Here is a 25198-nt window from a genome sequence, read left to right on the forward strand (position 1 = left end):
TTAGTTGAGCTCGACCGTGGCCAGGTCCATGCGGCCCTGGGCGTCGATCTCAACGTTCTTCACGGACTTGGAGTAGGCCGAGGAAGACATGTAGGTGAAGACCGGGATGTACGGCAGGTCCTTGATGATGATGTCATCGGCCTGCTGGTACAGCTTGAGGCCCTCTGCCGGGTCCGTCGCCTTGTCGGCGTTGTCCATGACGGTCTCGAACTCCTCGTTGACGTAGGCACCGTAGTTGGAGCCGTTGTCGATCGCGATCTTGGAGAAGATCGGACGGAGGTAGTTCTCGGCCGCCGGGTAGTCCATGGACCACGCCATGCGGAAGGCGCCCTTGTACTTCTGGTCGCCCAGCTCGGTCAGCATGTCGCCGAACTTGGTGAACGGCTTGGCGGTGACCTCGATGCCGAGGTTCGCCTTCAGCTGGTTGCCGACGGCCTCGATCCACTCCTTGTGGCCGCCGTCGGCGTTGTAGCCGAGCTCCAGCTTGTTGCCGGGGATGCCACCGGCCTGGGTGTAGAGCTCCTTGGCCTTGGTCGGGTTGTACGTACCGACCTCACCCAGGGCGCCCTTGCGGTAGCCCGGGACGATGGGGCTGATGAAGTCATCGGCCGGCTTGCGGGTGCCGTTGAAGATGGTCTTCGTGATGGCTTCCCGGTCGATGGCCATCGAGATGGCCTTGCGGATCTCGACCTTGCCGAACGCCTCGGGGTTCGTCTTCAGCGGGAGACCGATGTAGCCGACGCCGGACTCGGGCTTGTAGAGGTAACGGTCGCCGAACTCCTGGGAGACGGTGGCCATCGCCGAGATCGGGAGCTTGTCGACGATCTGGATGGTGTCGGCGCGCAGGTCGTTGTACGCGGTGTCCAGGTTGTCGTAGATCTTGAAGGTGACGCCCTCGAGCTTGGCGCGACCCTCGGAGGGGTACTTGTCGTACCTCTTGATCTTGATCTGCTTGTTGTGCTCCCAGGTGCCGTCCATCTGGAAGGCGCCGTTGCCGATCGGGGCCTCGCCGAACTTCTTCGGGTCGGCTTCGAAGGCCTTCGGCAGCGGGTAGAAGGCGTTGTAGCCCAGCATCGTCTTGAACTGGGAGAACGGAGCCTTCAGCGAGACGGTGAAGGTCTTCTCGTCGACGACCTTCAGGCCCTTGAGCTCGGTGGCGGTGGGCTTCTTGTCCTTGCCCGGCGCCAGCTCCTCGGAGCCCTCGATCTTGTCGTAGAAGGGCAGGCCCTCTGCGGCGTTGTCCTGGTTGGCTCCCCAGTTCCAGGCGCGGACGAACGACTGCGCGTCGACCTTCTCGCCGTTGTGGAAGGTGAAGCCGTCCTTGATCTTGATCGTCCAGGTCTTCGAGTCCGTGGTGGTGATGGACTCGGCGACCGCGAGCTTCGGCTCGTTGGTCTTGTTGTCATACTCGACGAGGCCCTTGAAGAGCGCGTTGAGAACCTCAGCGCCTTCGGACTCGGCGGTGTTCTGACCGACCAGACCGTGCTGCGGCTCGCCGAGCACCACGGTGATGTTTCCACCGGACTTGCTGCCGGCCTCGTCCTTGCTGGTGCTGCAGGCCGTGGCAGCCATCGCCACGATGACGGCACCCGCGACCCACTTGGCGCTCGTTGCTCCGCGCATGGGTAATTGCCTCCTCAGGAGTCACTGTCGATACGTGAAGGGCCCGGCACTCGCTGACACCCCTGACAGCGATTTCCGGCCCCATCGTGTGTGCTCGTGAGTCGGCGCTCCCCACAGCGCGTGACCCATTGACCCGAGCTCAATGGAGCCATCCTCAGGGACGCCTAGACCGTAAACCACACTTAAGTGGTCTCGTTTTCACAACATCGCCCCATGTCGAAAACCCGAAATCCGGACAAACGGATAGGAGACAGACACGTGCGAAACGGACGGTTAGTTCACCTTCCGGAGCGTCACGGTCGGTATGCGGACACGTGAACCCCTAAATCCGCTTGACAAAAGTGAACGTCACACCGCTCTGTCAACGGGCCATCAGGGCACACAGTTCCCCGGCCGGCCCGGCACCGAGAGCCTCGTACAGGTCAAGGGCATCCGTCCAGGACCGCAGGGCCCCTTTCTCATCACCCGCACCCCGCCGGGCGTGCCCCAGGACGACCAGGGCATCGGCCCGGCCGGCCCGGTGGCCGGCCTCCGGCTGCAGATCGACCGCCTGCCCGGCCCGTCGCGCGGAGGCCTCGAACTCGCCGCCGTTCAGGTCCAGCTCGGCCAGCAGGATCAGCGCCTTGGCATGGAACAGCCCGTATCCGCTGCGGCTCGCCGGCTCCCGCGCCGCCTCCGCGAACCCGGCCGCCTCCGTGTGCCGCCCCAGCCTCAGGCTGCTCTCGGCCAGCCCCAGCAGGGCCCGGAGCTCGGGGGTACGGGCGTTGCAGCGCCGGGCCAGGTCGCGCGCCGTACCGAAGTGGTGCAGGGCGGTGCCGTGGTTGCCGAGGCTTTGCGAGAGCAGGGCCCGCCCGACGTACAGGTACGACTCCGCGCGCGCCTCACCGGTCGCGATCTCGAACCCTTGATCGATGTGGTCGAGGGCGCCCGCCCGGTCGCCCGACTGGATCATGGTCAGAGCGAGCCAGAAGAAGGTGTATGCGAGGTCGGTCTCGTTGCCGAGGCGTCGCTGCATCGCGGCCGCCCGTTCGAGGGCTCCACGCGCCCGCTGCGCTTGCCCGCTCTCGAAGAGGACCGCCCCGAGATTGCGCTCGGCGATCGCCATGGCCGTCTGGAGCCCCAGCTCCTCGTAGCGGGCCAGTGCCTGGATCAGCCGCTCCTCGGCCTCGGCCAGCCGACCCGTCTCATGCAGGATCGCCCCCACGTTGCCCATCGTGATCGCCTCGCCGACCAGGAAGCCCGTACTGCGGGAGAGCTCCAGACACTGCTCGCCGTGGAGCAGGGCACAGTTCAGATCGCCCACGTACCAGGTGGCGATGCAGAGGCTGTTGTGGGCGGAGCTCTGGCCCTGCGTCGATCCGGTCGCACGGTAGAGCTCCAGAGCCCGGTGGTCGTGGACCATGGACCTGTCGTAGTCGCTCTGGTTCAGGTACGCGCTCGACAGGCTGCGGTGTGCGGCCGCCTGGCCGGCCAGGTTCCCGTCCGCCTCGGCCGCGGCGAGGCCCGCCGTCCCGACGGCGAGCCAGTCGACCGCGTAGGCCCGCCGCATCATGTACGGGCGCAGGGCATCGGCCAGGGTCCACGCGAGCTGCCGCGGACCGTGTTCCGCGGCGCGCTGCACCAGGGCCACGGCGTTCGGCCGTTCCGCGTCCATCCACTCCAGGGCCTCACCGGCGCCGTCGAAGCCGAGCGCCTCGCCGGCGGCCTCCACGGGCAGGCGCACGGTCTCGGGCTGCAGCAGCCGCACGGCGTTGTCGGTGCTCCCCAGGTACCAGGAGTGCAGCCGGTCCAGGGCGGCCGCCTGCCCCTCCTCCCCCTCCTGTTCCCGGACCCGTTCCACGGCATAGGCGCGCAGCAGATCGTGAAAGGTGAACCGGCCGGGCGCGTGCTCCTCCAGCAGGTGGCTCCGGACCAGCTCCTCCAGCAGCCGGGCGGCGGCGGGGAGCTCCGCACCGGCCAGCGCCGCGGCGGCCCGCAGCGGGACGTCGCAACCGGGGACCATCCCGAAGAGACGGAACATCCGGGCGGCGGCCGGCGAGAGCGTGGCGAAGGACATGTCGAGCACTGCGCGGACGGCGGTCCCCTCGTCCCCCGGAACCTGCAGTGCCCCCAGCCGGTCCCCGGCCAGCCGGGCCGCCTGGTCGGCGAGGGACCGGTCCGGGTGGACGGCCAGGTCGGCCGCCGTGATCGCGACGGCGAGCGGCAGGTAGGCGCAGGCGGCGGTGAGGACGGCGGCCGCCTCGGGCTCTGCATGGACCCGGGCCGCACCGATGATGTTGAGCAGTACTTCCTCGGCCTCGCCGGGTTCCAGTGTCCGCAGCGGCAGCGGAGCCGCGCCTTCCCGTGCGACGAGGCCGGCCAGCGAGTCCCGGCTGGTGACGAGGACCAGGCACTCCGAGCTGCCCGGGAAGAGCGGGCGGACCTGATCGGCGCAGCGCGCGTTGTCCAGGACGACGAGCATCCGCTTTCCCGCGCACAGGGAGCGGTAGAGCGCCGCCGCCCGGTCCTCCTCCACCGGGATGTGCTGCGCCGGCACGCCGAAGGCCTGGAGGAAGCCGCCGAGCGCGTCGATGGACCGCAGCGGCCGGCCCGCATCGTGACCGCGGAGGTTGACGTAGAGCTGTCCGTCCGGGAAGGCGTCCCGTCTGCGATGGCCCCAGTGGACCGCGAGGGCCGTCTTCCCCGCGCCGCCCTGCCCGGTGATCAGCCCGATCCGCACCACCCCAGAAGGCACGGTTCCGCCGGCCGGCAGCATCGCGTCGAGCCGGCGCAGTACGTCCGCTCGCCCGGCGAAGGCCGGTGTGGATCCGGGCAGTTGGGCGGGCGGCGCCTGCCCCGACAGCTGCCCGGACGCCGCGCCCGCGGAGCGCCCTGCGGCCCGCGACGCGCCCGGCTCGGTCCGCGGCGCGCGCGGCTCCAGGAGTTCCGGGTCGCCGGCCAGGACGCGCCGGTGCAAGGCGGCCAGTTCCGGGCCGGGCTCCAGTCCCAGGTCGTGGACCAGTTGGGCGCGCGCCTGCTGGTAGGCGGTGAGCGCGTCGCCCCGGCGGCCCGAGCGGTACAGGGCGAGCATCAGCTGGCCGTGCAGCCGCTCCCGCAGCGGGTGGCCCACGATCGCGGACTGGACGTCGATGATGACGTCCGCATGACGGCCCAGCCGCAGGTCCGCCTGGACCCGGTTCTCGAAGGCGACCATCCGGGATTCGTTCAGCCGGGGCGCCTCGACCTGGGTCAGCCGGTCCGCGCGGCTCCCCGCCAGGGCCTCCCCCTGCCACAGTGCCAGCGCCGCCCGCAGCCGCGCCGACGCAGTGGCGTCGTCCCCGCGCTCCGACGCCTCGGCCGCACCACGGGTCAGCAGCTCGAACTCCCGTAGATCCAGCACTCCGTGGTCCAGCCGGAGCACGTACCCGCCGGGCTGGGTCGCCAGTACCTCACCGTCGGCGCGGCAACCGTGCAGGGCGTGGCGCAGCCGCTTGACGTAGTTCTGCAGTGTGGTGCGGGCCGTCGAGGGGGGCTCGCCGCCCCAGATCCCGTCGATCAGCTCCTCGGCCGGAACCGGACGGTCGGCGTTCAGCAGGAGCAGGGCGAGCAGATCGCGCTCCTTCGGAGCCGTGATCGCTATGGACTCGCCCGCGCGCCGGACGTCCAACGGCCCCAGGACCCGATAGTGGAACAACCCGCACCCCTCCCCCAACGCCCGAACGGGCGTTGGGGGGAGCCTACGGGAACGCCTCGCTCAAGCCTCGCTAGTAATCCGCTAGTACCGCCCTCGCATGCTGACGCCACGTTGACCGCGCTACACCGGAGTTGCATTCATGACCAAGTCTGCGCCCGATCAGAACAATCTTCGTGTCGCCCTCGTGGAACGCCATCCGCTGCTGCGGGCGGGCATCCGTTCGGCACTCGACAGCGCGGGGGGCATCGAGGTCGTCGCGGAGGCCGGGGAGTTCGACCACGTGGTGCCCCTGGTACTGAGCGCCGCTCCCGATGTGGTGTTGATGGATCTGGATCTGCCCGGTTCCGCCTCTGTGGAGGTGTGCAGAACGCTGGTCCGCGATGCCGGGGTGAGGGGGATCCTGGGCATGACGGGCCACGGGGACGACGAGAGGCTGCTGCGGGCGGCCCTGATGGCCGGGGTCCGCGGGTACGTGTCGAAGTCGGCGGGGGCCGCCGAGATGATCGGCGCGGTGCACATGGTGGGCAACGGGTTCATGGTCGCCAGCGACAGCGCGGCCCGGCTGGTCACAGGCCTGTTGTGGGCGCCCGGCCGGGCCGCGGAGCACGATCCGCTGCCGATGCTGACCCGGCGCGAGCGGGAGATCCTGGACCTCGTGGCCCGGGGGTACGACAACCGCCGGATCGCCCGTGCCCTGACCCTGGCCGAGAAGACCGTACGCAACCACGTCTCGGCCGTCTTCGCGAAGATCGGCGTCAACTGCCGGGCGCAGGCGGTGGTGTACGGGCGTGAGGCGGGCATGGGCCTGACGGCCTGAGGTCCGTTGCGGGGGGCGGGCGGGGCCGGGCGGGCCGGGGGGGGCGGCCTGGTCAGTGGTACCCGGCGGCCTGGAGGTCGAACAGGGAGGCGTACAGGCCGTCGGCGGCCATCAGCTCGTCGTGCGAGCCCTCTTCGAGGACCCGGCCGCCGTCCAGCACCACGATGTGGTCGGCGGTACGGACGGCGGAGAAGCGGTGCGCCACCAGCAGCGAGGTGGCCCGGGTGTGGACGCTGCGCAGTACGTCGAACACCTCCGCTTCCGCGGCGGCGTCGATGGCTGCCGTGGGCTCGTCGAGGATCATGATCGGAGCCCTGCGGACCACCGCCCGGGCCAGGGCCACCTTCTGCCACTGGCCGCCGGAGAGCTGGTGCCCGCCGGGGAACCAGCGGCCGAGCTGGGCGTCGAGTCCGCGCGGGAGCCCGGCCAGGATGTCGCGGGCGCCGGCCGTCTCGGCGGCTTCCCACAGCAGCTGGTCGTCGTCCAGGGCGGACACCCTGCCGAAGCCGATGTTCTCCCGGACCGGCGCCTCGTACTGCTGGTAGTCCTGGAAGATCACCCCGATGCTGTCCCGGAGCTCGCTCAGCGCGTAGTGCGTGAGGGGCCTGCCGTCGAGCAGGATCCGGCCGCCGGTCGGCTCGTAGAACCGGGTGAGGAGCTTGAGCAGGGTCGACTTGCCCGCGCCGTTCCTTCCGACGAGTGCCACGCACGCTCCCGCCGGCACCGTGAAGGACACGCCGTCGAGTACCGCCCGCTCGTCCCCCGGGTAACGGAATGAGACGTTCTGGAACTCGATCCCCCGTCGCAGCACGGTCGGTACGGGCAGTCCGTCCGGCTCGGACGGCTCCTCCGCCATGTCCAGGAAGGCGAACAGGTGGCTCAGGAAGAGGCAGTTCTCGTAGAGCTGCACGCCGCTCGCGAACAGGCCCCGCACCGAGGCCTGGATCAGCGTGACGCCCGCGATGTATCCGGCGAGGACGCCCACCTGGCCGGTGCCCAGCGCCGAACGCACGGCCAGCAGGATCGCCACTGCGGTCGTCCCCGCGCTGAGCAGGCCGAACAGCGCGCTGAACAGGGCCCTGCGGTGCTCGATGCGCCGGTCGGTCGCGTGGAACTCGTCCACCAGCGTCCGCGACCGTCCGAGCAGCAGCGGCACCAGGCCGAACAGCCGGGTCTCCTTGTAGGTCTGGTCGTTGGTGAGCAGGTGCTCCAGGTAGGTGAGCCGCCGGCGTCCCTCCGACCGGGCGTGCTCCACCGCGTGGGTACGCCGGCTGAAGTACAGGCTCACCAGCGCGGCGGGCACCGGGGCGAGGCAGATGGCCAGGGCCACCGGCACGCTCGTCCCCAGCAGAACCGCTCCGACCGACAGGAAGGACACCGCCGCGGAGCCCACCGCGATCAGGTGCGTGAAGACCTGGAGGGGCCGGAACGCGGACTCCCGGGTGGCGCGTTGCAGGCGGTCGTACGTATCCGGGTCCTCGAACTGGCGCAGGGACAGCCGGGCCGACTTCTCCATGACCGACAGCCCGACCGCCTCCGGCAGCCGGCTGCGCAGCAGGGCCTGCTGGTGGTCCTGGAACACCGCGAGGAAGTGGCTCACCACGGCCACACCCGCCAGACACCCGCCCGCCGTGAGCGCCGGTGCGGTTCCCGTCCCCCGGCTCACCGCGTCCACCACGGCCTGGACCATCCGCGCGGTGAAGTACACCTGGACCGCGGGGAGGAGCGCCGAGACCAGGGAGATCACGGACACCGACAGCACCTGGCGGGGGCTGATCCCCCACAGCAGGCGCAGGGCCCGCACCCCGAGCCGGCTCACCGCCGCCCGCCCGCCGCGCGACGGCCCTGGACGGCGCGCAGCGCGAGCGCCCGCAGATGCCCGCACCGGACCTCGCGCTCCCGGTCGAGGCCCTGAAGCCGGATGGACTGCATGTGGGCGAGGCTCCCGAGGATCTCGCGCTCCGTGCCGATCAGCTGCCCGGACTCGGCGAGGCTCCGCACGAGCCGTCCCGCGTCCGCCACCACGTCCGCCTGCACCGCGAGCACCGTGCCCAGCGCGTCCGCCCACTCGCGTGCGAGCGGGTCCGGGCGTTCGTCCCACGGCGCGATCAGGTCGCACAGCGTGCGGCGCACGGTGCGGAACCGTTCACGGGTGGCCGACGGGATCTCCTTCCCGGCGAGGCCGTGGCCTCCGTCGGGGGCGGCGCCCCACTGCCGGTGGAGCGCGTCCAGTGCGTACGCGCCGACGATGTCGGCGTCCAGGCCGGGACGGCTGCGGAGCAGGCCCAGCAGCGCGGTCGCCATGTCGCTGCCCGCTTCGAAGACCGCCTCGGCGGCGTCCATCACGAGCGGACCCCCGTACCGCTCGGTCTCCCGGTCGTAGGAGACGACCGCCAGGTCCGCGGCCAGCCCCGCGTCGACCAGCCCCTTCGCCCAGCCGACGAGCCGGACCAGCGGCGCCGAGGCGTCGGCCCCGGGTGCCCGCCTCACGCGTATCCGCAGGTGCGGGTGGGGGTCGCCGTAGCGGATGAAGAACCACCGGTCGATCAGGCCCTCCTCGCGCAGCCCCCGGATGAGTTCCGGAAGGCTGCCGCTGAGGATGTCCTCGTGCCGGGCGGCTGCCGCGTAGAGCTTCACGTGGGCCCAGTCGCCGCCGGCGGTCTGGCGCTTGGCACGGGCGGGGTCGGCGGCCAGTTCGCGGGCGGCCAGGGCCGCGGCCGGGGAGACGACCGGGACCGGCGTTTCCACCGCCGTCTTCCTGGCCAGCAGGGGGACGACGATCTCGTTCGCGTACGAGCGGCCGTCCGCGTCGCGCAGCCAGGACGGCTGCGCGGGATCGGCGACCGACTCCTCGAGCACCAGGGCGCCGGGGCCACCGGGTCCGTAGGAGGTACGCAGGGCGCGCTGGAGCTCGTCCACGCACAGCGGGTTCTCCAGGTCGAGGAGGATCCGGTGGTCGAACAGGCTCAGGTGGACCCAGCGGGGCACCTGCCAGGCCTGCCGCCATTGCCCGAACGCGTCGAAGAAGGCCTCGCGGTCCATGGCCGCGGCGTCGGCGCAGCCGTCGGGGAATCCCGGGACGTCGGAGCCGAACAGCCAGCGTGCGGGCTTGAGTACGATCCGCCCCCTGGTCACGCGCGGCAGGAACGGCGCCCGCTCCATGGCGCCCCAGGAGAACTCGGCGAGTGGGGCCCAGCCGTCCTCCGAAGCCTCCAGCAGGAACCGGCACACGTTGGGCGCGCTGCCCCAGTTGACGAGGTGGCTCTGGGTCACGTGCAGTTGCCTGTCGAGGCGAGCCGACCGCAGGTAGAAGCGGTCGGGAGTCGCCCCCACCAGTACATCGGAGAGGTCTATCTGCTGTACGTCGCCTCCTGTGGGCGAGGCGTTGACGCAGATCTCGTAGCGGCGAACCGGCGGGTGAACGGCGACGTTTCCTCGCCGCCCCTCCAGCTGGGCGTAGTTGAGCTCGGCGAAGACCGTGGCGGTGCAGAGCTCCTCCTCGGCCGTGGCGTACTCCTGTAGCAGCTTCTGGAAGTTCTCGCCGAGCAGGTCGAAGAACCGCCCCCCGAAGCGGCCGCCGTCCCGCATGGGGCCCGTGCTGAGCACGAACTTCCAGTCTCCGTCGTCCAGTTGTCCCCGCGATCCCGCGACGACCTGCCCCATGATGTCCAGCGACGGCCGGGCGTCCGGGCCCGAGCCCCCGTCGTCCCGAGGCTGCCACGCCTTGAGAAAGGCATCCGTGATCTCCACTTCACGCTTCCCTTGGTGGAGCGCTGCGGCAGCGAGGGCGGCCAGTGCCTCCTCCTGCTCCCGCCGGTCCTTCCTCGGGGAAGGAGTCAGGGGCAGTTCGCGGGGCGGATACCTGTACGTCTCGGGTGCGTCAAGGCCGGTCTCGGGATTCAGCAGGTCCAGGACGGGGACCTCCGCCCCCACGCCATAGCGCTCGAGGAATTCCCTGTGGTACACGGCGAGATGGTGCAGCCGGGGTGTCTGCTGCCCCAGTCGCAGCAGCACGTCGGCAGCCTCGGCGGCGGCGTCGGCCACCTGCGAGTGGAGGGTGGTGCCCCTCAGGTCGAGCCGTGCGTCCGCGTGGAACGGGCTTTGTGTGTGGCCGGGCACCACCACCCGCTGGTGGTCGTACAGCTCCGCCAGCAGTCGGCTGCCTTCCTCGGGCGGGGCCTGGTCCGCTGCCGCGGCGAGCTGCCGGGTGCGGCGCAGGGCCCGGCGGTAGCGGCCGGCGCCGGCGAGGCCTTCGATGCGGTCGAGGACCGCCTGCTCGGGACAGGGGTGGGTCAGGGCGGGGCGGAGGTCACTCGTCAGCATGCCCAGGTCCCACAACTGGTCCATCAGGGCCGTGATCTTCGCCGGCGGCGCCGCCGGGAACTCCCCCGCCAGCGCGGCGATCAGCTCTGACCAGCGCGGCCGGGCGGCGGCTCGGGCCAGGACGGCATCGACGGCCCGGGTGGCGCGGACGCTGCTCGACTGCTGGTCCGCCGTGACCGATGTCTGAGCCACGGCCAGCGTGATGCGGTCGCCGGTGCGCTGGAGCAGCGGGTTCACTCCGACCGTCAGCTCGCCCCGCAGCTCCGGATCGCCCTCCATCTCCTTGACCAGTGCCATGAGCCACCCCATGTCCGCGCGGGTCCTGCCGGCCGCCGGGTGTTCACCGGTCCGCGCCAGCGTGGTGGCTTCGCCGAACTCCCCCGCCTCCACCTGCGCGAACAGACCGTACGGGGTGGGCCGGGAGCTCATTCGGGACAGGTAGCGCAGCAGTGAGGAATGCATCCGGTCGGCGGCGCGGCTGTCGGCCCCGGGCGCGCTCTTCTCCAGCTCCTCCGCAAGGCTGTGGCTGGCCACGCGCACGGCCTGTCGGACCAGGGGCTGCTCCCCCAGCGTCCAAAGGTGATCGCGGGCACCCCGGCCCCGGCCGTCGAGTGCCTCGACGTACGGGTCGACCGGCAGCGCCGGCGAGCGGACCAGGAAGAATCCGGCAGGGGTGTACAGACTCATGGGGTCACTTTCTTCCGCAGGTGGGTCAGGCGATGAGCAGGGCGCGTTGCCACCGCCGTCGGGGGGCGGGCGCGGACACGGTCCACAGCACTGCGGCAACACCGGCTGCTCCGCACAGGAAGTCCGGGTTGTCGATCCGCAGGTCGGGCCTTTCGAGGTTCTGCACCCCGAAGGCCAGGTCCTCGGAGCAGTGCGCGAGCAGCCGCTCCGTCAGTACGGGGAGCGCGGCCCTGGCCTGGACGCTGTCCGTCGTACGGGCGAAGACCTCACAGATCGCCAGCAGGCCCGCCAGGCCGTGGCAGATCGTGGGCGACAGGGTGTGGATGTGCTCTTCGGACCGTCGCAGCGCCGCTTCGAACGCCGCGACGGCGTAGGCCCGCAGTTCCTCGTCCTCCAGGGCGTCGGCCGCGATGAGCAGGGCGGCGGCGATCCCCGGCGCTCCGTAGCACCAGGCTGTCCTGGCGGGGTGCCGGGCCTGGGTGCGCCTGCCTTCGGGGTCCATCGCTATGCCGCTCGGCCAGTCGATCCCGAAGCCGTCCTCGACGGCGGCGGACGACAGCAGGGCGATCCCGTTGCCGATCGCCTCGCGCAGGCCGGGGCGGCGGTAGCCGGCTCGCCAGGCCAGGGACAGCGCGGCGAGCGGGCCGGGGATGCCGTGGGCGAGGCCCAGGTTGATGTACCCGTGCGGATACTCCTCCAGGTCCCTGGGAAGCAGCGGGTAGTCCTCGGGCGGGACGACCCAGCGGGACTCCGCCTCCGCCGGGGCGGGGGTGCAGAGCCGCACCAGCTCGTCGACGAGTCCGTGGACGCCGTCCCGCAGTGCGGCATCCGGTCCGGGCACGGACAGCAAGTAGCCGAGGGTGCCCGCCGCTCCCTGTAGCGCGTCGTACTCGGCGATGCTCGCATGGGAGCCGACAGCCGGCTTGTCCCGAGCGCCCAGCTGGTCGGCGAGGCGGGTGTGCAGGCTGTCGAGCGGTCGCTGGTAGCGCTGGTCGCCCGCGGCGAACTCCGAAAGTGCGAGGGCCAGGCCGGCCGACCCGCCGACGATGCCATGGCCGAACAGCGGCCTGTCGTGGGTGCTCCGCACCGCTCGGGTCAGCGTCCCGTGTGCGGCCCGGCGCCAGTGGTCACCGGATTCCGGGTCGGCCTCCGAGGCCAGGCGCAGCACCATCGCGATCCCGGCGTCACCGGCGAGCAGCGAGCTGGCGCGCCGCGCTCCCGAAGTGTTGGGGTCTGCGGTCGACGCGGCCACGCGGTCGGCGACGTACCCGGCATCGGCGAGGCGCGAGGCGATCAGGTGTGCGGTGCGGCGTGCCTGCCCGGCGAGGGGGCCGGTGATCACTGTCCGGCCTCCCGCGCGTAGCCGAAGCTGTCGAGGAGGTGGCCGAACCTGGCCTCGAACCGCTCCACGTGCGCGGGGGAGAAGGACTCCCGCCAGCGTCCGGTACGGCCCTTGTTGAGCGTGAAGGACTGCGGGTTGAAGAGGCGGTCGACGACGGACTCGGGGTCGACGTCGTGGTCCAGCCAGTCCGCGACGCGCCCCACCGCGGCCAGCTGCGCCGCGCGGCTCCCGCCGCCCTGCGGGCCGACGAGATCCTCGAAGGAGACGTGGCAGACGTTCGGGTGGTGCAGAAAGCTGATGGCGGACTCGAAGTCGGACAGCAGCGGCATCTGCGGATCGGACAGCGCGTAGTCCAGCTTCTTCCCGTAGTCCTCGATCGACTCCAGGACCGGACCGAAGATGGCCGACTCCGGGTACCTCATGAACTTGAGCCCGTTGTTCCGGGAGAAGAAGTCCACGAGCGAGACGAGGACGTCCCTGGGGTCCCGGTAGTTCAGGATCACCTTGGGGGAGCCGGTGTTCACCCACTCGGCCAGGAACGAGCTGTCCATCCGCCAGACGTCCACCGAGTGGAAGATCCAGCTCACACCGGCCGGGGTACTGGAAAACGGAGCGGTCCAGATCTCGGGGCGCATCTTCGGGCCGAAGCGTGCCTCCGGAGCCATCGCCTCGACATGGGCCAGCGGCGCCACGGCCAGGCGGGTCTGCCACGCCCAGGCCAGCTGGAGCCAGACCTCGTCCGTGGTACGGATGAAGGCGTCCCGGTCCCGCTCGTGGTCGAGTGCTTCGAATTCGGCGGGGTCGAGGAACTTCTCCGCCATCTCGAGCCGCTCGCGGATACTGAAGGCCGGGCGCCCCGCGCTCGGCGGTACCGGCTCACCGTAGATCCTGTAGCCGAGGTGCACGAGCAGTTCCTGCACCAGGTGGGTTCCGCTTTTCCGCGGAGATATGACGAAGACCCGCTCGCTTGACACTTCAGGCCGCCCTTTCACATGAGTACGGCGGCCTGCCCTGAAAGGGCAGGCCGCCTCCCGATCATTGTCAGCAGACAGCGCAGGTAATGAGCGTTGCCTCCTGGTCGCAGCAGTACGAGGCACACGTGCCCTTGCACGAGTACCAGTTGCTGAACCCGCCCTCGATGGACGGGATGTCCGAGCTCACCGCGATGCGCACATCGAGGTCGAAGTCATCGAGGCCGTGGTCCTGGACGACGGGCTCCACCAAAGAAACCGACATGTTTTCTCCCATGAGTTGATTGGGGCCGAATGGAACGAGATGATTTTCTCTCGCCATCCGTCCCGGATTCCTGATGCAAATGTCCCGACCGTGTCCCGATTCAGCAAAAACAGTGGGAGTACATAATGGGCTGCGAAACGCATTGCATGCCACACGTGCCCTTGCAGGAGTACCAGTTGCTGAAGCCGGCCTCGATGGGCGCCATGTCCGAACTCACCGCGATGCGCACATCGAGATCGAACTCATCGAGGCCGAACTCCCGGACGACCGGATCTACCAGAGAAACTGACACGTTTCCCCCTCGCAATTGGGGCCGAATGAATCGAGACGATCATCTCCCGGATTCCGTCCCGGATACCTGATCCAGATGTCCCGACTGCGTCCCGGCTTTTCTCACCGCACGAGCCCGGCCGCCGTCAATTCGGAAAGGCAGGCGTCGACCTGGGTGCGCGCGGACTCGGAATCCAGTCCTGCCCTGCGCCCGTATTCATCCCGTACGGATCCCACGTCTCGGCCGTCGCACAGCGAATAGATCAGCCATGAGCGTGCGTTGAGCCAGTGCATCGCGGCGGTGTCCGTGTTCACCACGAGCAGTTCCCCCCGCTCGGGCAGCGGCCGGGCCATCGCGCACGTGGTACGGCGTACCACCACGCCCTCCGGCACGGCGGGCGGCTGCGCCGGGGCCACGCCTGCCACCCCCGTGGGCGGCGTGATCCCGGAGTCCTCGTGCACCAGGTGCAGCGCGTCGAGCAGCCAGCTCAGGAACCGCCGGCCGTCGGCCGTCAGGCGCCCTTCCGGCAGGCCGAGGGCGTACTCGGCCAGGTAGCGGGCGCGCTCCAGGCTCGACCCGTAGGTGCCGTTCCGGGCCGCCTCCGTGTCCGGGCTCACCGCGTCGATGACCTCCCCCGACGGCGGATCGCCGAACTGCGCCCGGAGCGTGTCGTCCGCGTGCCGGGCGGCCTCCTGGAACACCAGCATGTGGACGTAGAAGTGGAGCGCGACGAGCACCCGTACGAGCCGCCATTGCGTCTGCCGCCACGGGATCGGCACCGACAGGTCCGCGTCCTTCAGCAGCGCGCCCGAGCGCAGCGCGTCGAAGAGCTTGAGGTGGACGCCCTCGTGCAGGAGGGTCTCGGCGGCCGTCCACGGGTCGTCGAGGCGCTCCGGGGCCATCAGGATGGCCGACGGGAGGGGGTCACCGCCCGAGAGCGACTGCAGCGGGCCGTCGGCCGACTCCCCCCGGGTGAAGCCGACGACGGAGACGTGCCGCAGCACGCTGGGGCCGACCTGCGGCAGCAGCCGCGTGAGCAGGTCGGCTCCCCGGGTCAGCGCTCGGCACATCTCCGGGGTCGGTATGACGGGATCCGCGGCCGGACCGCCTTCGATGCTGCCGTCGTAGAGCCGGCGCAGCCGGGCCGACAGGTCCCCCGGCACCCGGTCGGCCGGGCTCATCTCGGTCCACAGCCAGGCGGGCCCGTGCTCCGGCCACGGCCTGACGTGCGGGGTGGCCATCCGCTCGCACGGCCCCAGGCCGTCCGGGTCGAGCGGCAGGCGGGCGGCCAGTTCGGCGAGGCCGAGGGCGCCGGAATGGCCGTTCTCCAGCTTGGCCATGTCGTCCTCGAAGACGTTGCGCAGGACCGGGTCGCCGAGCAGCGGTAGCAGCTGCTCGCGGCTCAGCAGCGAGAGCCGCCGCAACGCGTCCGGGTGGCGGGCGTCCTTCTGCGCCAGCAGCTGGAGGCCGAGGACGAAGCGGGCCACGTTGCGTTCTCCGATGGCCCCGGAATCACCGAATCGGCCATCGGCGACCAGCAGTCCGTCCGCGCGGCCGATTTTCTCTCGGGAGGAATCACGTGATGCTACAAGCGACATCGAAAACACCGTCCGGTACGGAGTGCGGGAAAAAGGGAACCGGGGGGTGCCCGGAACTGGCACCCCCCGGCTGAATGTCACGCCTCAGGCGGCGGCGGGACCGGCCCAGTAGGCGGGAACCCAGGCGCGCTCCTCGCCGGAATCCCGCCCGATCTGCGGGACGCTCTCGGCTGCCAGCCAGTTCTGCGCGATGGCCGGGAATTCGATCTCCAACTGCGGCATCAGCTTCTCCTCTCGTCCACTCCCTCTGGAATGGACTTCGTCAGGATGTCCGAATCCGGTCCCGACCTTCATGAGGCGGCTGTCCCGTACTTGTCCCGATACCGGGAAGAAATCCCGGGAGCAGGGGAAGCGGACGCGAAAAAGCCCGGCCCCGCACGGAATCCGTGCGGGGCCGGGCTTTGAACCGCTTACGCGGCTGTGACTACTTGCCGGACTTGGCGCGCGACGCGGTGCGCGAGCGGTCCTTCTGGTCCAGGACGACCTTGCGGATGCGGACGGCCTCCGGGGTCACCTCGACGCACTCGTCGTCGCGGCAGAACTCCAGGGACTGCTCCAGGGAGAGCTTGCGGGGCGGCACCACGTTCTCGGTGTTGTCCGCGGAAGCCGCACGCATGTTGGTGAGCTTCTTCTCCTTGGTGATGTTCACGTCCATGTCGTCGGCGCGCGAGTTCTCGCCGACGATCATGCCCTCGTACACCTCGGTGCCGGGCTCGGTGAACAGGACGCCGCGCTCCTGCAGGTTGATCATCGCGAACGGCGTGACCGAACCGGAGCGGTCGGCGACCAGCGAACCGTTGTTACGGGTCACCAGCGGGCCGAACCACGGCTCCAGGCCCTCGTGGATCGAGTGGGCGATGCCCGTGCCGCGCGTACCGGTCAGGAACTCGGTACGGAAGCCGATGAGGCCGCGCGACGGGACGACGAACTCCATGCGGACCCAGCCGGAGCCGTGGTTCGACATGTTGTCCATGCGGCCCTTGCGGACGCCCATGAGCTGCGTGACCGCGCCCATGTGCTCCTCGGGGACGTCGACCGTCATGCGCTCGACCGGCTCGTGCACCTTGCCGTTGATCTCCTGCGTGACCACCTGCGGCTTGCCGATGGTCAGCTCGAAGCCCTCGCGGCGCATCTGCTCGACCAGGATGGCGAGCGCGAGCTCACCGCGGCCCTGGACCTCCCAGGCGTCGGGACGCTCGGTGTCGAGGACGCGGAGCGAGACGTTACCGACCAGCTCACGGTCCAGACGGTCCTTGACCTGGCGGGCGGTGACCTTGCGGTCCTTGACCGCGGACTTGGCGTCCGCGCCCTTGCCGCTGCCGCCGCGGCCGACCATCGGGGAGGTGTTCGTACCGATGGTCATGGAGATCGCCGGCTCGTCCACCGAGATCAGCGGCAGGGCGATCGGGTTCTCCGGGTCGGCCAGGGTCTCGCCGATCATGATGTCGGGGAAACCGGCGACCGCGCAGATGTCACCCGGGCCCGCCACCTCGGCCGGCTTGCGGGTGAGCGCCTCGGTCATCATCAGCTCGGTGATGCGAACGTTGGAGATCGTGCCGTCACGCTTGATCCACGCGACGGTCTGACCCTTGCGCAGCTCGCCCTGCTCGACGCGGACGAGCGCGATGCGGCCGAGGAAGTTGTCGGCGTCCAGGTTGGTGACGTGGGCCTGGAGGGGCGCCTCGTCGTCGTACACCGGGGCCGGGACGTGCTCGAGGATCGTGGAGAAGAACGGCTCGAGGTTGGTGCTGTCCGCCGGGACGGTGCCGTCCTCGGGCTTGGTCAGCGAGGCCACGCCGTCACGGCCGCAGGCGTAGACGATCGGGAACTCGATCTGGTCCTCGTCCGCGTCCAGGTCCAGGAAGAGGTCGTACGTCTCGTTGACGACCTCGTCGATCCGGGAGTCCGGGCGGTCGGTCTTGTTGATGCAGAGGATGACCGGCATCTTCGCCTGCAGAGCCTTGCGCAGGACGAAGCGGGTCTGGGGCAGCGGACCCTCCGAGGCGTCCACCAGCAGAACGACGGCGTCCACCATCGACAGACCGCGCTCGACCTCACCACCGAAGTCGGCGTGGCCGGGGGTGTCGATGATGTTGATCGTGATCGGGGCCCCGCCGTCCTTGGGGTGATACTTCACCGCCGTGTTCTTGGCGAGGATCGTGATGCCCTTCTCACGCTCCAGGTCGTTCGAGTCCATCATGCGGTCGTCGAGGTGCTGGTGGGCGGCGAAGGCACCGGCCTGCTTGAGCATGGCATCGACGATGGTCGTCTTGCCATGGTCGACGTGGGCGACGATGGCGACGTTACGGATGTCGTGGCGCGTGGGCACTTCGGCGCTTCTCCCGGGATCGTGGATGGCGTCGCGTACGGCCTGGCACGCGCGCCTCGACCGGGCGAAAACCTGCCACGGCCTTACCCCATGGTACGTCGCGCGGCGGGAACCGCCCGCCGGGGGGTCTGTCAAGAGGCCGGACGAATGAGGACGGCCGGGTGCGGGGTGGGGTGCACCGGCCGTTGGTCCTGCCGGAAATCATGCGGGTCAACGGGTATCCACGACCTTGCCCGCCGGGGATCCGGCGGGCAAGGGACTTGAGTCACATCTGAGCTTGGAAGCCAAGGGTCAACCTGACAGGCCCCCCTTTGTCACCACTTCTTCGCCCACTCTCCTTCTGCGGCTACTGCTTCTTGTTCTTGGCCGTCGGGGGCTTCTTCCAGCCGATGTCCTGGAAGCGGGGAGCCCCGAGTCCGAAGGCGCCGGCGTTGGCCAGGGCCGGCTTGACGGCCACCAGCTCCGGGCGCTGGTAGAGGGGGACCGAGCCGGCAGCGGCCCAGATCCTGGCGTCCGCCTTGCGCATCAGCTCACGGGACTGCTCCTCGTCCAGCTCGCCGGCCGCCTGGTCGAAGAGCTGGTCGATGTGGTCGGTGCCGACCCGTGTGTAGTTCTGTTCGACGAGGAGCGAGCCGTCCGCGGCCGGCTCCGGCTTGGCGAAGATCGGCCGGGCGTCGGTGGCCGGGTAGGCGGTCGCGGGCCAGGAGTAGAGCGCCAGGTCGTACTGGCCCGAGGCGATGTGGTCCTTGAAGAAGCTCTCGTCGGCCACCTTCTTGATCTCGGTGTTCACCCCGACCTTCCGGAGCATCTGGGCGATCCGCTCGCCGACCGAGCGCAGGGCCTCCGATCCGGGACCCGCCGGGAGCACGAAGCGCAGGTTGAGCGCCTTGCCGTCCTTGGCGAGCATGGCGCCGGAGGTACGGGTGGCCTGCTTGGCCGGGGGCGCGGTGCCCTTGGCGGGATCGGCCGGCTCGGCTGCCTCGCCGTCCTTGCCGTCCTTGCCGTCGTCGACGCTGCCCGCCGCGGCGGCCTGGGCACGGAGGAAGGCCTCCTGCCGGGCCGCGAACGGCGCCGGGGCGAGCACCGGGGAGGGCCGGTTCCGGGCCGCGCCGGGGGCGTCCGGGGCGAAGACGTCGGCATCGACGATCTCGCCGTCGGGGCCGTACTGCGCCCCCTCGGGGAGGGCGCCGTGCGTACCGCCGTGGTCGCCGTTGCGCTCGTCGTCCTGGCCCACGATGTAGAGGCCGTCGTTGCCGGTCCCCGGGCCCGAGGGGGTCTTCGAGTCGTCCTGCGGCGCGCTCTCCGGTCCCGCCTTCGCGCCCGCCGGTTCGGTGATCTTGCCGCCGCGGCGCCAGCCCGCGTCCGCGAGCAGGGCCTGGGCCGCCTGGGTGTCCTGGCCGCCGAGGGCGTCGCTGTTGTCGGCGTACGCGCGCTGCCCGGCCAGTGCCAGGTGGCTGCCGACCGGCTTCGCGGGCAGGCCGAGCGGCTTCAGTACGATCTCGGCCAGTTCCTTGCGGTTCAGGGCCCGCGCCACCGCCCGGCGGACCCGCTCGTCGGCCAGCGGACCGGTGGCGCCGTTCATGGCGAGCTGGGTGTAGGCGGGCTCCAGGGACTTGCGGATGGTGAACCTCCGCAGGGCCTCCTGCTCGGCGGCGTACCGCGTGACCGACTCGGCGTGCTTCTTGCGGGTCTCCTTCTCCGCCTCCGCCTTCTCCTCGTCCGCGCCGAAGGCGACCGCCCAGGACATGGTGGCCTGCGCGGCGGTCATGGAGGCTGCGGGGCCGTGGGCCGGGGCCCCGCCCGCACCCGCCCCGCCGGCACCCGCGCCGCCCTGCTTCGCGTCCCGGTGGGCGAGCGCGATCCGGTCGGCGCCGGAGCGGTCGATCTCCGCCAGATCCAGCTTCCCGGCGGCCAGCGCGGCCGGGCGCTCCGCCCGGGGCACCGCCGTCAGCACCAGGGTGTCCAGCTTGGCCGGCTGGCCCCACCAGCGCGGATTGCGGGTCAGGGCGGCGGTGCCGGTCTTCTTGTCGATCGTTCCCAGGCCGAAGGGTCCGGCGGTCACCTTGAGGGCGCCTCGGGCCCCTTCGTTGAAGGCGTCCGGGGTGGCGGTGACCTGCTTGGGGTAAAGGGGGCTGAACAGGGAGCGCCAGTCGGCGTACGGCTTGGCGAAGGTGACCTTCACCTCCAGGTCGGTCTTGCCGCGCTCGATCTTCTCGATCCGTTCGTAGCCGGCGTTGCGGGCCGTCCAGAAGGCCGAGTCCTTGCCGTTCAGGGCCCGCCACTGCGCGACGAAGTCGGGGGCGCCGATCTCGCGGCCGTCGCTCCACACCGCCTGCTGGTTCAGCTTGTACAGGACGACCTGCTTGGGCTCCCGCTCGACGACCTCGGCCTTCTCCAGGTAGTCGGGATTGGCCACCGGCCGCCCCTTGGCGTCCAGCACGAACAGCTGCGGCAGCACGGCCGCGGCGATCCGGTTGGTGGTGGCGTCCGCGTCGGCCTGGAAGGTGTTCAGGGTCTCCGGAAGGGCGTCCACCGCCCAGCGCAGCACGCCCCCGTCGGCGACCTTGTCACGCGCGGTCGTCGCGATGTCCGGTCCGGCGGCGGCCGGGCCGCCCTCGTCGTCACCCGCGCCGCAGCCCGTGAGGAGCGGCAGTGCGAGGACTCCCGAGGTCAGGAGCGCCAAGGACCTGCGCCTTCTCTGGGACATGGGTGGTACCTCCGGGGCGGGGCGTGGGGGAAGCATGATCACGTTCGGCGGTATATGGAGCTGATCACACCGGTTGCCGGAACCCACTGAAATCGACAGCCCGCCACACCCCTCGCAGCCGCCTCGCGCCACGCCGCGAACCCCACCCGTGCGGACCAATCCCGCTTGCGCGCCAAAGAGGCGTTCCCTCGGAAGAGGGATGAGAATGGGGTCCAGGGAGGGGCGCACAGTTCACGCCTGCGCGCCCGCAATCGCTGCACGTCCCTTCACAACGGGGGACGTGAAGGGCGACACTCGCAGGCGCACATGAGCGTTGCCACCGCACCCTGCGGAAGTGAGGGCACAAATCATGTCCCTGCAAGACGATCTGAATGCCGTACGGCGCAACCTGGACGAGCTGACGCGCAAGGTCGAGCAGCTGGAACAGCAGGCCAAGCGGAAGGACCCGGCGAGCCCGCGGACCGGATCCGCCCCGCCGGACCCGTCCCGGATGGTGACGGTCCCCGACACCCCGTACGACAGCTCGCTGTGGACGGACACCGACGACGAGGGTCTGGGCGCCCGCGACCGCCGCGCCCCCTGACGTCCCCCGCCCCGCGAGCACCCGTACGCCCTTCACCCCATCTGGCCCGGCCGCCCACGGCGGCCGGGTCTCCTGGGCCCATCACTCCTCCCGGAGTCTCCTTTGGCCACAGGCACACAACCACCCCAGCAGCGGCCCGGCGGCGTCCACGACGCCTCCCGGGCCGCGATCGCTGCCCGGCACCTGCGGACCGACCGGTGGTGGCTGGCCCCCGCCGGCACCGCGGCCGGGCTGCTCGCCTTCATCGTCTACTCGACCTGGCGGGCGTTCGCTAACGCCGACTACTACGCGGCCCCGTACGTCTCCCCGTTCTACTCCCCGTGTCTCGCGGAGAACTGCCAGGAGATGCGCGGCGGCCCCAACTGGGACCTCTTCGGCAGCTGGTGGGTCCTGTCCCCCGCCCTGCTGATCCTGATCTTCCCGCTCGGCTTCCGGCTGACCTGCTACTACTACCGCAAGGCCTACTACCGGGGCTTCTGGGCCTCGCCGCCCGCCTGCGCGGTCGCCGAACCGCACGCGAAGTACACCGGCGAGACCCGCTTCCCGCTGATCTTCCAGAACGCGCACCGGTACTTCTTCTACACGGCGCTGCCGGTCGCGGGCATCCTCACGTACGACACCGTGCTGACGTTCCGCGACGAGCACTACGAGTGGGGCCACATGGGCCTGGGCACGCTGATCTTCCTCGTCAACATCGTGCTGATCTGGGCCTACACCGTGTCCTGCCACTCCTGCCGGCACATCATGGGCGGCCGCCTCAAGCACTTCTCGAAGCACCCGGTGCGCTACCGGCTGTGGGGCTGGGTCAGCCGGCTCAACACCCGTCACATGCAGCTGGCGTGGGCCTCCCTGGTCAGCGTGGCCCTGTGCGACTTCTACGTGTACTTGCTGGCCACCGGCGCGTTCACCGACCCGAGGATCTTCTGAGATGGCTCAAGTGGAACGGCAGCAGTGGGACGTGGTGGTCGTGGGCGCGGGCGGCGCCGGGCTGCGGGCCGCGATCGAGGCCCGCGAGCGCGGCGCCCGTACGGCCGTGATCTGCAAGTCCCTCTTCGGCAAGGCCCACACGGTGATGGCGGAGGGCGGGATCGCCGCCTCCATGGGCAACGTCAACGAGGGCGACAACTGGCAGGTGCACTTCCGCGACACCATGCGCGGGGGCAAGTTCCTCAACCAGTGGCGGATGGCCGAGCTGCACGCGAAGGAGGCCCCGGACCGGGTCTGGGAGCTGGAGACCTGGGGCGCGCTCTTCGACCGCACGCCGGACGGGAAGATCTCCCAGCGCAACTTCGGCGGCCACGAGTACCCGCGCCTCGCACACGTCGGGGACCGCACCGGCCTGGAGCTGATCCGCACCCTGCAGCAGAAGATCGTCCAGCTCCAGCAGGAGGACTTCAAGGAGTACGGGGACTACGAGGCCCGGCTCAAGGTCTTCCAGGAGTGCACGGTCACCAGGGTCCTGAAAGACGGGCAGAGGGTCTCGGGGACCTTCTGCTACGAGCGCGAGTCCGGGCGCTTCTTCGTGCTGGAGGCCCCGGCGGTGGTCCTGGCCACGGGCGGGATCGGCAAGTCCTTCAAGACCACCTCCAACTCCTGGGAGTACACCGGCGACGGGCACGCGCTGGCCCTGCTCGCGGGCGCGCCCCTGCTGAACATGGAGTTCGTGCAGTTCCACCCGACCGGCATGGTCTGGCCGCCTTCGGTGAAGGGCATCCTCGTCACCGAATCGGTGCGCGGCGACGGCGGGGTGCTGCGCAACAGCGAGGGCAAGCGGTTCATGTTCGACTACGTCCCCGACGTCTTCAAGGAGAAGTACGCCGAGTCGGAGGAGGAGGGCGACCGCTGGTACGAGGACCCGGACCACAACCGGCGTCCCCCCGAGCTGCTGCCGCGCGACGAGGTGGCCCGGGCCATCAACTCCGAGGTGAAGGCGGGCCGCGGCTCCCCGCACGGCGGCGTCTTCCTGGACGTGTCCACCCGGATGCCGGCGGAGCGGATCAAGCGGCGGCTCCCCTCGATGTACCACCAGTTCAAGGAGCTGGCGGACGTGGACATCACCGCGGAGCCGATGGAGGTAGGCCCGACCTGCCACTACGTGATGGGCGGGATCGCGGTCGACTCGGACACCGCCGCCACGGTCGGGGTGCCGGGGCTCTTCGCGGCGGGCGAGGTCGCGGGCGGGATGCACGGCTCGAACCGGCTCGGCGGCAACTCCCTCTCCGACCTGCTGGTCTTCGGGCGGCGGGCCGGGCTGCACGCGGCGGAGTACGCCTCGGGGGCCGGAGCGCGCCCGGCGGTGGCCCAGTCGGAGATCGACGCTGCGGCCGCGGAGGCGCTGGCCCCGTTCCACGCCGCCGAGGGCGCGGAGAACCCGTACACCCTCCACCAGGAGCTCCAGACGACGATGAACGACCTGGTCGGCATCATCCGCCGGGCGGGCGAGATGGCCGAGGCCCTGGAGAAACTGGCGGGCCTGCGGGAGCGGGCCGCCCGGGCCGGTGTCGAGGGGCACCGGCAGTTCAACCCGGGCTGGCACCTGGCCCTGGACCTGCGGAACATGCTGCTGGTCAGCGAGTGCGTGGCACGCGCCGCCCTGGAGCGCACCGAGAGCCGGGGCGGGCACACCCGCGAGGACTACCCGGCGATGGAGCGCAGCTGGCGCCCGGTGAACCTGCTGTGCCGCCCCGTGACTGTTGATGATGGAAACCTGGCCCCGGCGGATCCGGCAGCCGACCGGATCGCCCTCGTACGCACCCGCACCGACCCCATCCGTTCCGACCTGCTCGCGCTCTTCGAGAAGGAAGAGCTGGTCAAGTACCTCTCCGAAGAGGAGCTCTACGAATGAGTACGTACGACGCGAGCTTCCGGATCTGGCGGGGCGACGCGGAGGGCGGGGAACTGCGGGACTTCACCGTCGAGGTGCACGACGGGGAGGTGGTCCTGGACATCGTCCACCGGCTCCAGGCGACGCAGGCCTCGGACCTCGCGGTGCGCTGGAACTGCAAGGCGGGCAAGTGCGGCTCGTGCAGCGCGGAGATCAACGGCCAGCCGCGGCTGATGTGCATGACGCGGATGTCGACCTTCGAGCGGTCCGAGACGATCACGGTCACCCCGCTGCGTGCCTTTCCGGTCATCCGCGACCTGGTCACGGACGTCTCCTTCAACTACCAGAAGGCGAGGGAGATCCCGGCCTTCGTACCGCCGGCGGGGGTGGCCCCGGGCGCGTACCGGATGCAGCAGATCGATGTGGAGCGCTCGCAGGAGTTCCGCAAGTGCATCGAGTGCTTCCTGTGCCAGGACACCTGTCATGTGGTGCGTGACCACGAGGAGAACAAGCCCGCCTTCGCCGGTCCGCGCTTCCTGATGCGGGTGGCGGAGCTGGACATGCACCCCCTGGACGCGGCGGCGGAGGGGGGCCTGGACCGCAAGAGCACCGCGCAGGAGGAGCACGGGCTCGGCTACTGCAACATCACCAAGTGCTGTACGGAGGTCTGCCCCGAGGGCATCAAGATCACCGACAACGCCCTGATCCCGCTGAAGGAGCGGGCGGTGGACCGCAAGTACGACCCGCTGGTGTGGCTGGGGAGCAAGATCCGGCGGCGTTCCGGCTCCCAGTAGTGCGGTGCGGGCCCCCGTGCGCGGCGTGTGCGCCTGCGGGGGCCCGCGGCGGGGGTCAGCGCCCGGAGTGGTCGATGACGTTGCCGTTGGAGCAGTTGTTGGCGTGGTCGCCCACCCAGTCACCGAGGACGGGGACCACGGCCACCTCCTGGAGGCAGACGGCGGCAGCGGTGAAGTTCCAGTTGTTCGCGGCGTTCACACCCCCGCCGAAGTTGCTGTCGTTGTCGGCGTGGGCGGGGACGGCGAGGCTGAGGGCGGCCACGGTGAGCGCGGCGGCGGCCATGATCTTCTTCATGGCTTGCCAACGAGCCGGTGCCGGGCAGGTCACCGGTGATCACTCCGGGTGCGGAGCAATAGGACCGCCCATACGCTCCCAGTTGTGACTGCGCTG

The 25198-nt window shown here is 70.4% G+C and carries 18 protein-coding genes; 5 read left to right on the forward strand and 13 right to left on the reverse strand.

Annotated elements, in window-relative coordinates; translation table 11 throughout:
- Window positions 1–1623 carry a peptide ABC transporter substrate-binding protein gene (locus JIW86_RS15980; RefSeq protein WP_257554332.1) on the reverse strand — a complete coding sequence of 541 codons (1623 nt, stop codon included), beginning with the start codon at window positions 1621–1623 and terminating at the stop codon, window positions 1–3.
- A 361-nt stretch (window positions 1624–1984) separates the two neighbouring features.
- Complete coding sequence (locus JIW86_RS15985) at window positions 1985–5296, reverse strand: AfsR/SARP family transcriptional regulator (protein WP_257554333.1); 3312 nt, start codon at window positions 5294–5296, stop codon at window positions 1985–1987.
- 139 nt (window positions 5297–5435) lie between these two features.
- Here JIW86_RS15985 and JIW86_RS15990 point away from each other — a divergent pair, with 139 nt between their 5' ends.
- Window positions 5436–6113, forward strand: coding sequence for a LuxR C-terminal-related transcriptional regulator (locus JIW86_RS15990; RefSeq protein ID WP_257554334.1), 678 nt, complete (start codon window positions 5436–5438; stop codon window positions 6111–6113).
- A 52-nt stretch (window positions 6114–6165) separates the two neighbouring features.
- Here the strand turns inward: JIW86_RS15990 and JIW86_RS15995 are convergent, their stop codons facing one another.
- The 10 genes from JIW86_RS15995 to JIW86_RS16035 form a co-directional block, all read right to left on the reverse strand.
- On the reverse strand, window positions 6166–7932 hold the full coding sequence (locus tag JIW86_RS15995) for an ABC transporter ATP-binding protein (RefSeq protein WP_257554335.1): 1767 nt from the start codon (window positions 7930–7932) through the stop codon (window positions 6166–6168).
- Complete coding sequence (locus tag JIW86_RS16000) at window positions 7929–11123, reverse strand: lantibiotic dehydratase (protein WP_257554336.1); 3195 nt, start codon at window positions 11121–11123, stop codon at window positions 7929–7931. The genes JIW86_RS15995 and JIW86_RS16000 overlap by 4 nt, the downstream gene beginning before the upstream one ends.
- Window positions 11124–11148: 25 nt before the next feature.
- Window positions 11149–12465 (reverse strand): lanthionine synthetase C family protein, encoded by a 1317-nt coding sequence (locus JIW86_RS16005; protein ID WP_257554337.1) that lies wholly within the window; start codon window positions 12463–12465, stop codon window positions 11149–11151.
- Window positions 12462–13562, reverse strand: a complete 1101-nt coding sequence (locus JIW86_RS16010; protein ID WP_322975527.1) for a sulfotransferase domain-containing protein — start codon at window positions 13560–13562, stop codon at window positions 12462–12464. Before JIW86_RS16010 ends, JIW86_RS16005 begins: the two co-directional genes overlap by 4 nt.
- On the reverse strand, window positions 13507–13701 hold the full coding sequence (locus JIW86_RS16015; protein WP_257554339.1) for an FDLD family class I lanthipeptide: 195 nt from the start codon (window positions 13699–13701) through the stop codon (window positions 13507–13509). The genes JIW86_RS16010 and JIW86_RS16015 overlap by 56 nt, the downstream gene beginning before the upstream one ends.
- Before the next feature lie 100 nt (window positions 13702–13801).
- Entirely contained in the window at window positions 13802–13993 is a 192-nt protein-coding gene (locus tag JIW86_RS42185) for an FDLD family class I lanthipeptide (protein ID WP_353962583.1), read from the reverse strand.
- Window positions 13994–14094: 101 nt separating this feature from the next.
- Entirely contained in the window at window positions 14095–15459 is a 1365-nt protein-coding gene (locus JIW86_RS16020) for a PqqD family protein (RefSeq protein WP_257554340.1), read from the reverse strand.
- Window positions 15460–15654: 195 nt separating this feature from the next.
- Window positions 15655–15792: a hypothetical protein gene (locus JIW86_RS16025; protein ID WP_257554341.1), complete on the reverse strand. Its 138-nt coding sequence runs from the start codon at window positions 15790–15792 to the stop codon at window positions 15655–15657.
- A gap of 202 nt (window positions 15793–15994) precedes the next feature.
- On the reverse strand, window positions 15995–17899 hold the full coding sequence (typA, locus tag JIW86_RS16030; protein ID WP_257554343.1) for a translational GTPase TypA: 1905 nt from the start codon (window positions 17897–17899) through the stop codon (window positions 15995–15997).
- 346 nt (window positions 17900–18245) lie between these two features.
- Window positions 18246–20606: an ABC transporter family substrate-binding protein gene (locus tag JIW86_RS16035; RefSeq protein ID WP_257554344.1), complete on the reverse strand. Its 2361-nt coding sequence runs from the start codon at window positions 20604–20606 to the stop codon at window positions 18246–18248.
- A 349-nt stretch (window positions 20607–20955) separates the two neighbouring features.
- Here JIW86_RS16035 and JIW86_RS16040 point away from each other — a divergent pair, with 349 nt between their 5' ends.
- The 4 genes from JIW86_RS16040 to JIW86_RS16055 all read left to right on the forward strand — a co-directional run bounded on the left by JIW86_RS16040 (window position 20956) and on the right by JIW86_RS16055 (window position 24807).
- Window positions 20956–21189 carry a hypothetical protein gene (locus JIW86_RS16040; protein WP_257554345.1) on the forward strand — a complete coding sequence of 78 codons (234 nt, stop codon included), beginning with the start codon at window positions 20956–20958 and terminating at the stop codon, window positions 21187–21189.
- Between the two features lie 102 nt (window positions 21190–21291).
- A complete protein-coding gene (locus tag JIW86_RS16045; protein WP_215146042.1) occupies window positions 21292–22116 on the forward strand; it encodes a hypothetical protein in 825 nt (274 codons plus the stop codon).
- Between the two features lies 1 nt (window position 22117).
- Entirely contained in the window at window positions 22118–24034 is a 1917-nt protein-coding gene (locus JIW86_RS16050) for a fumarate reductase/succinate dehydrogenase flavoprotein subunit (RefSeq protein ID WP_257554346.1), read from the forward strand.
- On the forward strand, window positions 24031–24807 hold the full coding sequence (locus JIW86_RS16055) for a succinate dehydrogenase/fumarate reductase iron-sulfur subunit (RefSeq protein ID WP_257554347.1): 777 nt from the start codon (window positions 24031–24033) through the stop codon (window positions 24805–24807). The genes JIW86_RS16050 and JIW86_RS16055 overlap by 4 nt, the downstream gene beginning before the upstream one ends.
- Before the next feature lie 55 nt (window positions 24808–24862).
- Here JIW86_RS16055 and JIW86_RS16060 read toward each other — a convergent pair whose 3' ends face one another.
- The gene (locus JIW86_RS16060; RefSeq protein WP_257554348.1) at window positions 24863–25102 is read right to left on the reverse strand and encodes a hypothetical protein; all 240 of its coding nucleotides are present in this window, start codon (window positions 25100–25102) and stop codon (window positions 24863–24865) included.
- Between the last annotated feature and the right edge of the window lie 96 nt (window positions 25103–25198).

This window comes from Streptomyces sp. NBC_00162, from assembly GCF_024611995.1.
Taxonomy (GTDB): domain Bacteria; phylum Actinomycetota; class Actinomycetes; order Streptomycetales; family Streptomycetaceae; genus Streptomyces.

What these genes read in the sequence shown, in the direction of transcription:
- JIW86_RS15980 (WP_257554332.1), bottom strand. Translation starts at nt 1,623, where the DNA reads ATGCGCGGAGCAACGAGCGCCAAGTGGGTCGCGGGTGCCGTCATCGTG.
- JIW86_RS15990 (WP_257554334.1), top strand. Translation starts at nt 5,436, where the DNA reads ATGACCAAGTCTGCGCCCGATCAGAACAATCTTCGTGTCGCCCTCGTG.
- JIW86_RS16000 (WP_257554336.1), bottom strand. Translation starts at nt 11,123, where the DNA reads ATGAGTCTGTACACCCCTGCCGGATTCTTCCTGGTCCGCTCGCCGGCG.
- JIW86_RS16015 (WP_257554339.1), bottom strand. Translation starts at nt 13,701, where the DNA reads ATGTCGGTTTCTTTGGTGGAGCCCGTCGTCCAGGACCACGGCCTCGAT.
- JIW86_RS16025 (WP_257554341.1), bottom strand. Translation starts at nt 15,792, where the DNA reads ATGCCGCAGTTGGAGATCGAATTCCCGGCCATCGCGCAGAACTGGCTG.
- JIW86_RS16035 (WP_257554344.1), bottom strand. Translation starts at nt 20,606, where the DNA reads ATGTCCCAGAGAAGGCGCAGGTCCTTGGCGCTCCTGACCTCGGGAGTC.
- JIW86_RS16040 (WP_257554345.1), top strand. Translation starts at nt 20,956, where the DNA reads ATGTCCCTGCAAGACGATCTGAATGCCGTACGGCGCAACCTGGACGAG.
- JIW86_RS16050 (WP_257554346.1), top strand. Translation starts at nt 22,118, where the DNA reads ATGGCTCAAGTGGAACGGCAGCAGTGGGACGTGGTGGTCGTGGGCGCG.
- JIW86_RS16055 (WP_257554347.1), top strand. Translation starts at nt 24,031, where the DNA reads ATGAGTACGTACGACGCGAGCTTCCGGATCTGGCGGGGCGACGCGGAG.
- JIW86_RS16060 (WP_257554348.1), bottom strand. Translation starts at nt 25,102, where the DNA reads ATGAAGAAGATCATGGCCGCCGCCGCGCTCACCGTGGCCGCCCTCAGC.